This window comes from uncultured Nostoc sp., assembly GCF_964247315.1.
Taxonomy (GTDB): Bacteria; Cyanobacteriota; Cyanobacteriia; order Cyanobacteriales; family Nostocaceae; genus Nostoc.
Map to the genome: position 1 here is coordinate 1 of NZ_CAXTTT010000171.1, position 12,152 is coordinate 12,152.

General features: G+C 41.6%; 10 protein-coding genes. 6 read left to right on the forward strand and 4 right to left on the reverse strand.

All coding sequences use genetic code 11. The annotated features are described in order from the left end of the window. On the reverse strand, nucleotides 1-846 hold an 846-nt coding region (locus ACFE93_RS31670; RefSeq protein ID WP_375479625.1), incomplete at its 3' end, for a calcium-binding protein. 801 nt (nucleotides 847-1,647) lie between these two features. Between ACFE93_RS31670 and ACFE93_RS31675 the strand changes: the two genes are divergently transcribed. Both ACFE93_RS31675 and ACFE93_RS31680 read left to right on the forward strand, forming a co-directional pair. After that, nucleotides 1,648-1,890: a transposase family protein gene (locus tag ACFE93_RS31675; protein ID WP_375479627.1), complete on the forward strand. Its 243-nt coding sequence runs from the start codon at nucleotides 1,648-1,650 to the stop codon at nucleotides 1,888-1,890. A gap of 116 nt (nucleotides 1,891-2,006) precedes the next feature. After that, on the forward strand, nucleotides 2,007-2,474 hold the full coding sequence (locus ACFE93_RS31680) for a DUF29 domain-containing protein (RefSeq protein ID WP_375479629.1): 468 nt from the start codon (nucleotides 2,007-2,009) through the stop codon (nucleotides 2,472-2,474). A 63-nt stretch (nucleotides 2,475-2,537) separates the two neighbouring features. Here the strand turns inward: ACFE93_RS31680 and glgP are convergent, their stop codons facing one another. Together glgP and ACFE93_RS31690 are read right to left on the reverse strand one after the other, a co-directional pair. Continuing rightward, nucleotides 2,538-5,108 (reverse strand): alpha-glucan family phosphorylase, encoded by a 2,571-nt coding sequence (glgP, locus tag ACFE93_RS31685; protein ID WP_375479631.1) that lies wholly within the window; start codon nucleotides 5,106-5,108, stop codon nucleotides 2,538-2,540. Between the two features lie 658 nt (nucleotides 5,109-5,766). Beyond that, entirely contained in the window at nucleotides 5,767-6,090 is a 324-nt protein-coding gene (locus ACFE93_RS31690) for a hypothetical protein (RefSeq protein ID WP_375479633.1), read from the reverse strand. A 625-nt stretch (nucleotides 6,091-6,715) separates the two neighbouring features. Here ACFE93_RS31690 and ACFE93_RS31695 point away from each other — a divergent pair. The 4 genes from ACFE93_RS31695 (at nucleotide 6,716) to ACFE93_RS31710 (ending at nucleotide 11,801) form a co-directional block, all read left to right on the forward strand. Then, nucleotides 6,716-6,844 (forward strand): hypothetical protein, encoded by a 129-nt coding sequence (locus ACFE93_RS31695; RefSeq protein ID WP_256091202.1) that lies wholly within the window; start codon nucleotides 6,716-6,718, stop codon nucleotides 6,842-6,844. Between the two features lie 733 nt (nucleotides 6,845-7,577). Next, complete coding sequence (locus ACFE93_RS31700; protein ID WP_375479635.1) at nucleotides 7,578-8,279, forward strand: acyltransferase; 702 nt, start codon at nucleotides 7,578-7,580, stop codon at nucleotides 8,277-8,279. A 325-nt stretch (nucleotides 8,280-8,604) separates the two neighbouring features. Next, nucleotides 8,605-8,721: a photosystem II reaction center protein I gene (locus ACFE93_RS31705; protein WP_041566417.1), complete on the forward strand. Its 117-nt coding sequence runs from the start codon at nucleotides 8,605-8,607 to the stop codon at nucleotides 8,719-8,721. A 197-nt stretch (nucleotides 8,722-8,918) separates the two neighbouring features. Further along, on the forward strand, nucleotides 8,919-11,801 hold the full coding sequence (locus ACFE93_RS31710; protein WP_375479637.1) for a DUF3769 domain-containing protein: 2,883 nt from the start codon (nucleotides 8,919-8,921) through the stop codon (nucleotides 11,799-11,801). A gap of 1 nt (nucleotide 11,802) precedes the next feature. Here ACFE93_RS31710 and ACFE93_RS31715 read toward each other — a convergent pair whose 3' ends face one another. Beyond that, nucleotides 11,803-12,087, reverse strand: a complete 285-nt coding sequence (locus tag ACFE93_RS31715; RefSeq protein WP_375479639.1) for a hypothetical protein — start codon at nucleotides 12,085-12,087, stop codon at nucleotides 11,803-11,805. Between the last annotated feature and the right edge of the window lie 65 nt (nucleotides 12,088-12,152).

The following is a 12,152-nucleotide window of genomic DNA, read 5'->3' on the forward strand; positions in this document are numbered from 1 at the left end:
CATTTTACCAGTTTTAACCTCCGCTTTTTTCTGAGTTTGTGAGAAATTCGGGTTGAGGGTGTTATTGCCAGAGGTAGGATTGCCAAATGCAATTGAGCCTCCTCGTTGCTCGTGGTAGTCACCAGAAACGGAGAGATAATCATTTCCATCGCCACCAGAGATCAGGTTATTGTCTTCACCATCAATGAGAGTGTCATTGCCCACACCACCAATGAGAGTATCATTCCCGGCACCACCTCTTAAAAGGTCATTGCCACTTAAGCCGTCAATTTTGTCATTACCCCCCTGACCATTGATCGCATCATTAGAGTTGTCAAAACCTGTAATATTGTTATTGAGGTCATTCAAAAAAGTAACAGTGTTCTTCTTGAACAGGTTAGCTTGAGTGGAATTTGCATCAAACACATCAAAACTGTCAATGACACTAGTTTGCCCATCAAACAGGATATTACCCAAGTCTACAGTGGCTCCAGTAGATTTACTGAGGTTATCCAGGTTTTCCAAGGCAAAGTTTTGCAGGATGACTTTAGGCTTAACCTCATCATCTAAGTGGTTAAAGTAGTTTGCAAAGGTAATTTCCAGATTGTTGCCATTCTGGGTTAGCAGCATATTTTGGGCAGTTAAGCCATCGCCCTGGAAATTTAGAGTATCTACTTCAGCAATGACTGCTGCTGCTGGGTTTGTTCCTTTACCTACACCACCAAAATCGGTGATGATATCATTGGTGGCGTAGTAATAAACAAATTCATCATTGCCACCGCCACCAGTTAGGGTGTCGTAATCGTAGAAATTTAATAAAGTGCCTTGTAGGGTATCGTTACCGTTGGTTCCAATGATATTTGCCATAACTTTTATCTACTTAAATCTAGCTTTTCAGTAACTTCAGTTCTCAATATGGAGTTTATTGCTATTTTGGGGCACAAAAATTAACCAATATTTTAAGTTTTTACCATACTTATACCTCTTCCTTAAGTAACACTAATGTTTCTTAAATATTCATCCAAAGAATGGCTTTCATGTGACACTATCTAATCTATCTGAAAACTATCTAAGCCTTAAGCGCTGTACAAACTAATGAGCGTGTGTATTTAGGATAATCGGTCATTTCGGGCTAAATTAATTATTTTTGTTCAGTAAAAATCAGTGAACAAGGATAATTAAAAAATCTTACAATTGAATGCATAAAATTTATACTTGGTATTTGGTTTCTTGCCAGCGTCTAAGTCCTACTATAAGAGAAAATATTTAATTTTCGCTCAGAAAAAAGATTTTTATACTCTCCTTGTGGGCAATTTTATGTATATGTCTACCTTGAAAATAGAGAACATCTAAATAATCCCAGAATCCCAAATTTATTATATACTATTGTATTTACTTAGATATTTTTGCTTCAAGATGCATCTTTACATACTCTTCACATTATTTACTGATAAATTTACGTAAAAATATTTTGTTTGTATACTCTTACAGGGTGAGAGCATCTAATTTGGTATAAATTATACTTAACAGATGAAATGAGAGCATGGTACTTGAAAGAACATCTGTACTGCTATGTAAATTTCAAAGAATACTAAAATGTTTCAGGGCTTTGAAATGGAATCTGGCAATGCCAAAAATACTTCTGGTAATCAGCGAAAGCGAATATAAGTGCCAGAAATTGGAGCTATTCAGCAGAGCTTAGTCCAGCACTTTGGAGAGATGAAAGACCCAAGAGTAGAGCGTACTAAAAAACATCTGCTCAGGGACATTTTAGCGATCGCAATTCTAGCAATAATCGCCGGAACGCTCTTATGCGAAGACATTGACAATTATGGCATTAGCAAGAAACAGTGGTTAGAAGAGTTTTTGGCATTGCTTATTGGTGGTATTGGGGAGAACAACGTAATTTAGTATTAGGCGATGTCTACGACGGGCTATTCGGCGTCGCATCATCGGCTACATTATCATCTCCCAAAGAATGTTAGCCTAAAATTGTAATCTTGTAAGATTTAACTCAAAGAGGTTTTATGCAAGGAGTTAGTTCTAACTTGAGTTTAAAAGAGCTTTATGAAATTGACGATCATCTCTGGTTAGAGGAAACAATCAAATTATTGAAAGCTAACCATTTAGAAAAATTAGATTTAGAAAATTTAATAGAGGAGCTAGAAAATTTGGGTCGTAGAGACAAAGCCAAGGTTGCTAGTTTATTAGAACAAATTATTAGACATCTTTTATTGCTGCAATACTGGACAGAAGAAACTCAATATAATTCTGGACATTGGAAAGCAGAAATTAGAAGTTTTAGGAATCAATTAAAACGTAATTTGACAACAAATTTATATCAATACTTGGAAAATGAATTAGCATCAATTTATGATGATGCTTTAGGGTATGTAATTGAGAAAACAGAGGGCAAACTAGATAATTTACCTCAATATTGTACTTATACCTTAGAACAGCTACTAGATATTAATTATCTACCTGAAAATGTTTGAGATAAAAGGCGTTGCTAAACTTAAATCAGCAACGCCTAATCTTGAGTATTCAATAACTACTCACTACTCTGATTCTGCCCAAGCAATTAACCTTGGTTCATAAGGATTAGCCAGATTTTTATTTTTCGGCAATACACGCAAAGACAAACCTTGCAAACCAGAAGCGGTATAGGTGATATTACCCGTGTAAGTACTCAATTGCTGTCCATCTTCCCCTTGGTAATCCATCACCACTGGCACAGCATTGACAATCTCACCATTGGCATCGATCGCACCTTGATATAGCTCCACCTGCACATCATTATTGGTCAAAGTTGCCAAGTCAACCTTGGCTTTGACAGCAACGGTTTGATTAACCTCAATGTCTGAAGCTGCCGATATGTCAATATCTTTGATTTTGATGTTAAACCAGTGTTCGCCCAGTTTTTCCTTCCAAGCGGCTAGTTCTTTGGCTGGGGCATAGTTATCAACAGTCAGGGTATGATAGCGATCGCTAGCTGGGAAATAAGCCCTTTGTGCATATTCTCCCACCATCCGCGCCGTATTAAAGAATGGACAATTCAACCGAATTGCATCCTTCATTTTGGCAACCCACGGACGGGGTAAGCCATCAGTATCCCGATGTTCATAAAATAGCGGTACAACTTCCTTCTCTAACAATTCGTAGAGAGCATTTGCTTCTACTTCATCTTGATAGTTAGGATCGTCGTAATTCTCTCCATGTCCAATCGCCCAGCCTGTGCGGACGTAATCAGCTTCATCCCACCAGCCATCTAGCACACTTAAATTCGGCAATCCATTCATTGCCGCTTTCATCCCACTAGTACCAGAGGCTTCCCGTGGACGACGCGGTGTATTTAACCAGATATCACAACCCGCAACCATTAACCGGGAGATGTGAATGTCGTAATTGGGAACAAACACTACCTGTTTTTCTAAATGCTGTTCGCGGATAAAGTGATTGATCTCGCGGATGAGTTCTTTACCGGGGATATCCTTGGGATGTGCCTTACCAGCAATCACGAATTGCACTTTGCGGTCTTTGTTAGCTAGTAAAAGCCGCTTAATGCGATCCAAATCGCGCATCCAGAGGGTAGCGCGTTTGTAGGTGGCAAAGCGACGGGCAAAGCCAATGGTGAAAGCGTAAGGATCTAAAACTTCTTGGGCTTGGATAATCTCGGAAGCGGAAGCGCCGCGATCAGTCAAATGCTTGACCAAATGCTCGCGCACATACAAAATCATATCTAAACGACAACGTTCGTGATTGCGCCACAATTCTTCATCGGGTATGGCGTCCATCCGCTCCCACAATGGGCTATCTGGTGGTGCTGATGACCAATTTGGGCCGAGGTAGCGATCATACAATTCTTGAGTTGATTTCGCCACACAACTCCGAGCATGGACACCGTTGGTAATTGCAGCGATCGGTACTTCTTCCACTGGCACATTCTTCCACAAGCCTTGGAACATTTGCCGCGACACCACACCATGCAGTTGTGCGACACCGTTAGAAAATGTTGCCATTTTCAGCGCCAGCACCGCCATACTGAAAGGCCCAGATAAATCGCCTGTATTCTCACGCCCCAGTCCTAAAAATTGCTCTTTGGGCAACCCAAATATCTCTGCATAATATCCCAGGTAGTGCAACATTTTTTCGGGAGCGAACAAGTCAATCCCTGCTGGTACTGGCGTGTGGGTAGTAAAGATATTGCTGGAAGCCACCACTTGTTTAGCTTGGGCATAATTCAGTCCCTCTTCCTGAATCAGCAAACGGATGCGTTCTAAGGCAGAGAAGGCAGCGTGGCCTTCATTCATGTGGTAAGCGGTAACTTTCAGCCCCAAAGCTTTGAGCATTTGCACGCCACCGATCCCCAGCATAATTTCCTGGTGGATACGCATATCGATATCGCCACCATACAGCTGGTCTGTGATGTCGTGGTCGTAAGTGTTGTTCGGTTCAATGTTGGTGTCCAGCAGATACAAAGGAACCGTTCCTACCTGTACGCGCCAAACTCTAGCATATACCTTGCGTCCTGGATAATCTACTGCAATCTGCAGTTCTGAACCATCGGCATTGCGCTCTAGATGCAAGGGCATATTGTAGAAATCGTTGAGCAAGTAGCGTTCTTGCTGCCAGCCATCGGCATTGAGATACTGGGCAAAGTAGCCTTGCTGATAGAGCAAACCGACACCGACAAGCGGTAGCCCCAAGTCACTGGCAGATTTGAGGTGATCCCCCGCCAGAACACCTAAGCCTCCAGAATAGACGGGTAAACAATCTACAAGTCCAAATTCCGCTGAAAAATAGGCGTAACATTCTTTGGGTTTCTGCTCCCGTTGTTTCTGATACCAGGTACGCTCTTGCAAATAATCGTCTAACTGACGGTCAGCTCGATCCATTTGCGCTAAAAAGCCTTCATCTTCGACAACTTCCAGAAGCCGCGATTGAGAGATTGTACCCAACATTAACACTGGGTTATGATGGCTAGACTCCCACAGGTCAGAGTCTAAGCGACGGAATAAATCTTTAGTATCAACGTTCCAATCCCAGTGCAAGTTATATGCCAGCCGCCGTAGTGGTTCGAGTCGCGGCGGTAGTGAAGGGGATACGTTAAATGTGCGAATTGGCTGCATAGGTTGGCAAAACTCCAAGTTTAGCTATGGTTATTGTTTACTCTCTTTACCAATGTTGCCAATTCTTTGTACTGTAGTTTGTGAAAAAGCGATGACTTTGTTAAGCATTGAGAATTATTTTTAACCTCGTTGCTAAAGTTTACACCAAGGTGTTTCTAATTCTATGCCTGACTCTGAGCCATATACTTGGTATATTAAGATTTAATCATTTACTGGTATGTATCACTTAAAAAAATTTAGTTTTGAATAAATAATTTATATTTATTTTAGTATTGCTTCCGGGGATCAATCGAGAGTCTTGGCTGAGGGTAAAAATTCCCCATAGCTGTGTCCAGTAAAGTTAAATTTTTTAATTATTTTTTCATAAAATTGCGCTGTCAAAGAAGGCAGTCCCGATGAAACGAGTTTCAAAAGCCTTGGATGAAAATTTTCTAAAGACTGGGATTTTTTTTACATTAGCACTGGCTCAACGCCCCGCTATCCATGTACAGCACTTTCAAGCCAGCAGGCAAAAGGGAAACTCCATAAAGAATCGGATGAAAGCCTTACCAAGCAGTTAATCAAGCAAAGCGATGCCTGCGGCGGGCTACGCCGACGCTAACTACTTGGTATGAAATATTTGCACTACACTAGGAAAATAATTTATAAAGGTGTTATTTTATGCACCTAGTGAAGGCTGATCTTTATTATTTTTTGTCATTGTCAGAGCTACAGCTGCTGCATAAGCCAGTTCTGCTGCAATTTGATAAGCAAGTTTAATACTTGATGAAGTGTCCTTGGCTTTAGGAGAGGGAGAAGCTTTCTTTCGACGCGACTCTTGTTTGACATCACCTGCTGCAATTGCTCGCTGTAAAATGATCCAGGCATCTAGGTCTTCTGAGTCATAATTACTTTGCAGCTGCGATCGCAGTTGATCTTCGGCCACAACACTCAGATAGCCGATAGTTAGAGCTTCTTGTACAATTTCTTTAATTAAAGCCATAATTTGAACCAAGTGTGTGAGTTAAAGCTGATACCTCAATTTGGGAAATTAGATGTTTTTTTGTAGTTTTCTCCTAGAAACTATGCTACGTTTTCGCTTTCTTTAAATAAAATTTATAACGAGTAGTACCAAGCACACATCACCCTCTTGGCTCACCCGAATGGGTGATTTACAATATTTTAGATAGTAAGTATGTGGACAAAAGGAATATTTTGAGCTAGTTTGGCTTTTTAACGAAGAAGGTGTCACAAGTATAGTAGATATCATTCTAAGTTGAACGCCCAATCATAAAATTACTTGCACCAGTAACGAGATAAATATAGATAAGCAAAAATGCCAATAACCGCTGATAGCATTTTTTAAATCTCCCTCCTCAATGGATTTTATCTAAGTGTATAAAAATATTTGCAAGTAGCGTAGGCTTTGCCCACCGTAGGCATCGCTATAGTAAAAAAGTTAACTTATTTCCTCCATTCTCATCAACAATAAACCTGGAAATAAACTTATTTCATGAGAGTGTTCCATTAAAAATAAAATGTGTTATCGTTAAAAACAATTGTTATAAAAAACCATTCATGTCATTACAAACGTGAATTGGCTAGTCTGTAAATCATCAGTGTGCAACATGATTGGAGCAGCATACTCTAGAAATTCGTTGCAAGAAAGCCGTCATAGCAGTCGGGGAAGCGCTTACTTGTTTGCACCGATGGTTAATTTCAATGTGATGGCTGATGTGGGAGATAATCCACCCTAATTGGATTTTATTTGGGCAAAAATACCCAAATAAATCCAACAATAATTACATTGTCATGCTAGGCAAAAATTTTATCTAAACTTTGAATATAGTCTAGTTAAATGTATTTTTTGTTGCAAAATAGCTTGTGAAACTGAGTTGTTTCAAAAGACTAAAACCGCTTGAGAGGAAATAGCCTCAAGACAAACAACACTATCCCTATTACAACACGGCGGAAATAAACATACCATTTCAAATGGCGCAAAAGTCTGGGATACAATTTTTTTGACTTTTGACTTTTGACTTCCGCCTTGCGGTACTAGTTGCTTTAGGAGTGCTGTTAGCGGTAGCAAGCTTTTCAAATTTGCCAGAAAACCAAAACAGTAGCCTATCTAAACCAGCTAATTTTCCATCAGACAATTTAAGAGTCTAAGTTTTGACCCGACAAAGCACTGAAATTGTTTTGTTAATTGATTTTGTGAAAAAGAAGCTTCTAGCGACTTAACGCAATTGTGCATATTACTTGAGTAATTCTACACACCTAACCTCAAGAATTGCTCGCATAGTCAAAGCCAGACTCTGGTTTTTCAAATGTTGGAAAACCATCTAAAAATCGTGGAAAATTTTGGTGATACCGCTACATGATCTGATGTATTAATATACACAGAGATTATTGGTATTGGCAGAAGATTAGGATACAGCCAAAACAACTTTGAACACTGTCAACAACAATTGATTAAAGAGATATATAGCCATGCTGAATGAGCAATATTTTTCCAAATTGCAGCGCGTGCAAGAACTTTTAGTAACTACAGTGTTAGGAGATATTCCGACACTTCTTCTCGGCCCAAAGTTACGTAATTTAGGATACCGTAGTATTTTTGCCCAGATAGACAGCCCAGTGTATATTCAAAATGGTGTTGAATTTAACGGTACTTCTTGTATTGAGATCGGCGCAGGAGTCTATATTTTCAAGGGTGTGCGGATGGATGCGAGAGGACACAAAAATAATAGAATTCATCTAGGAGATAGAGTTGCGATTGAGCGTAACGTTGATATCGGGTCTTTGGCAGATACGTATATACATATTGATGAAGACACCTTCATTGCTCCCAACGTGTGTATTGAGGGGCCAGGAGACATTAAAATTGGTAAACACTGCATGATTGCTGCCCATTCAGGGATATATGCCAATAATCATAATTTTGCCGCTCCGATGCAGCTGATTAAATACCAAGGTGTTACTCGCAAGGGAATTGTGATTGAGGATGATTGTTGGCTAGGACATGGAGTAACAGTATTAGATGGCGTTACTATTGGCAAAGGCAGTGTTATTGGTGCGGGAGCAGTTGTTAATAAAGATATTCCTGCTTTTTCCGTTGCTGTCGGCATACCTGCACGAGTAATCAAAAACCGAATTAGCAAAGATATCGCAAAGCTTCAAGTTGAGAAATAGGGCATGGGGCATTGGGTATTGGGCATTGGGAATTGGGAATAGTAACTATCCCCTATAAGCTGTTGCCTTTTTTTGGGAAACCTTTGCCATCAGTCAACGTCACAAGGGTAAACGTCTCTGAGTTATCTTTCTTAAGGGCATCTACAAGTCAGACAACTGACATCTTGTACATTAGCACTAACCTTAGGGTAGACATTGCTAGTCCTGAGTCGCCAGAGTCTTCTAAAAAAGGGACGAGATTTGGGTAATATAAAGTAGCTATCTTTTCTGCATGGCAGATACTGAAAGAAAAGCTTTCTTTGTTTTACCCGTTGGAGATATTTCTATGCTGACTTTAAAAATCGCTGTTTATATTGTTGTTGCCTTCTTCGTAACTATCTTCATCTTCGGATTTTTGTCGAACGATCCAGCTCGTAACCCCGGCCGTCGGGACTTAGAGTAAAAGGGCGATAAATCATCCGCGACTTTGGAAGGCGGAAAATACTAAACGCCACGGAAACTTACTAAGCGAAAATTTAGTAAGTTTCTTTCTCCAAGTAGCTTGCTGTAGGTAGCAGAAGGCGACAGTCGGAAGGCAAAATGTATGTTTAATCCTTCCCTTTGTCATTTGGCTGTTTGTTAGCCCGATTTTGCTCACTTATGCTTCATCCAGTTCTGCCACCTAATCCGCCTCCTATCGTTGAATCTTTACAACCTGTAAATCCCGCCTCATCTGCTAGTCATACAAAGTTTCTTTCAGGTGTAGATACTGGAATACACGAAAAGACAGACAAATCCAAGCAGCCCAAGAATTTGGCTCAGTTGGCAATTTCGGGTAACACCAAGAGCAATCCTTTATTGTCAACTCCGATCGACTCAACTCAAGATGACTTGGTAGTTGCTGAAACTTCTTCTGTACCTGATTCACCAAAAACCTTTCCACCAGAAAGTTCCCCAATCGTCGGTTCTGCAACTGCTGGGCTTTTGGGGCAGCCGCTGGTTGTTGGTTATCCCACGCAGGAGGTTACAACCTCTAATCGCCAAATAAAAGAAGACACAAAGACAAGTCCGAGCGTCGAACCCCGCCACTCGGAACTTATCTTGATGTCGGCGCTGCGTAAACGGGAGATGCAAAGAGAAGCCGCTGCCTTGCAAAGAAAAGTCGAAGCGGAGGCTTTAGACCAAGACGCAAAAGATCAACCTTCTCAAAAAGTCAGTCAGCGATCGCTAAATCAAAACTCTAATGGTGGAGAAAAACCAACCTTTTTGGACTCTTCTAGCTTTCGCTATAGAGTTTCTCCAAGTCCTCTTGTTGCCCAATCTTTGCGCCCTCTTCAAATTGCCCCAACTGTCACAAACAGCAACAAGTTAGTCAAATCCAAAGCAGAAATTTTAGCTGAGAAGTTAACCCAACAAAAACAGCAACGCGATATTACTACACAAGAATCTCTAAAAAAAGACAATATTTCTGTATCTGCTGCCGATCTAGCACCGAGTTCTCAATCAGTACAAAATTTTATCACATTCAAGTCTCGTAAGCCCACAAACCAGCTCTCAGCGCCCATCACTGTAGAATTTAAGTCCCAAGTCCAGCAACAAAGCCAAGTACCAACGCCTACACCACAAGTAAATATCACTCAGCCACAAGCTCAACCATCTGTTACAACTGTGCCAGCTACCACACCGCCAGCCGGACAAAGAATTGTAGAAGTCACTTCCGATCGGCAAGAGTATGACGAGAAACAGCGAATTATTACAGCTGTAGGTAATGTAATTGTGCGATTTGATGGGGCGGTGGTGGATGCCGATCGCTTGCAAGTTAATTTGGACAACTTGATCGCTGCGGGGGAAGGTAACGTAACCTTAACACGGGGCGATCAGATACTGCGTGGACAACGCTTCACCTATAACTTTGTTCAAGATCGTGGGGAACTGGAAAATGGTAGAGGAGAAATTTACGTACCTTCAGCACAAACAGATTTTGCTTTTTCACCCACGGCTGTAAGTGCTGGTGGAGTTTCAAAACGTCCGCCCAGCGATCGCATTAGAGCCAATCAGCCCGTTTCCGGTGTGAGTAGCCCTGGAGGAATTGATGTGACATTTGGTGGTCAAGCAGATGCTAGCAACATCCCGCCACCGAAAACAGGGGGTACAGTCAATCGGCTCAGGTTTGAAGCTGAACAAATTGACTTTTATCCGCAAGGCTGGCAAGCAAGTAATGTCCGCATCACCAACGATCCTTTTTCGCCTCCTGAATTAGAATTACGCGCAGATAAAGTAACTTTGACGCGAGAATCACCCTTGGTAGACCGCATCAGGACACAGAAGCAGCGTTTGGTATTGGATCAAAGAGTCTCTTTACCAATTCCACTGAATGAGCGTACTATTGACCGCCGAAAGCGGGACGTTACACCTGCAATAGTTTCTCCCGGCTACGATGGAGAAGATCGGGGTGGTTTGTATATTGAGCGTGGTTTTCCAGTAATCGATACAGAGCAGACACGCTGGACAATTACGCCCCAGTTATTATTACAGAGAGGTGTGCAAGAAGGCACGGGTGACTTAGGCGCACTATTTGGTCTGAAGACCAAGATAAATTCTGTTTTGAGTCCACGGTCGATAATTCAGGGAACTGGGGAGTTAACTAGTTTTAACTTGAATGACGTGGAAGACAATTTGCGGGTGAATTTAGGAGTGCGCCAGACATTAGGGACTTCTCTTCCCCACACATTGAATGTGCAATATAACTACCGCGATCGTCTCTACAACGGTACTCTGGGTTTTCAAACTGTCCAGAGCAGTTTTGGCGGCATTATTACTTCTCCGGTGATTCCTTTAGGAAAAAGTGGCATCAACCTCAACTACCAGGCAAGCGCCCAGTATATTGATGCCAACACCGATCGCCCAGACTTGCTAGAATCAGTGCGGGAAAACGATCGCATTTCACTTGGTCGTTTACAAGCCAGTGCTACCCTCAGTAGAGGGCTGTTGCTGTGGCGGGGAAAACCATTACCACCCACTGCCACTGAGGGATTACGATACACCGCTACCCCTGTAGTTCCTTACTTGCAAGCGATCGCTAGCCTCACAGGCACTACCAGTTTTTACACCAATGGTGATAACCAAAGCACCCTAATTGGTACAATTGGCTTACAAGGGCAAATTGGTCATTTTTCCCGGCCTTTTTTAGACTATACCGCCTTTAATATCAGTTACTCTCAAGGCTTTAATAACGGATTATCACCTTTTTTGTTCGACCGCTCCGTTGATAACACAGTATTGACTGCTGGAATATCACAGCAAATCTACGGACCTTTTCGCTTAGGCTTCCAAACATCTGTTAACTTAGATACTGGTAGAGAAACTAGCACCGACTACATCTTGGAATATAGCCGTCGCACCTATGGCATTACCTTACGTTACAATCCGGTGCTGGAGTTAGGCGGCTTCAGCATCCGAATTAGTGATTTTAACTGGGGTGGCGGCACCGATCCATTTTCGGAAATTAAGCCAGTAGTGAACGGCGTGCAACAGGAGAATTAGTCTAAGGACTGGGGACGACTCGACAGGCGATCGCACAATTGGTTAATGTGCCACCAGGTATTCTCAAACTGGCATAGTCGCCAGTTAGTTGAACGTGTGATGGTGGTTGATGTAGGGTAACACAGCATCTGTGAACTGCGGCTTGGTATTCTCGCCATTGCCTACGGATTGCAATACTTGCGGCATCGTCACCTAAGTCGGAAAATCTTAGCCCCGCTCGCATCAGCCAAGATTCCACATCAGTTGTTTCACCAACTATTTCTGAAATGGGATTAATCTTTTTCATGAGTAATATCTTATAGCGTTTACCAGTCTAATGAAGTACACTAAGTAAAATAAATCAGTGTATCT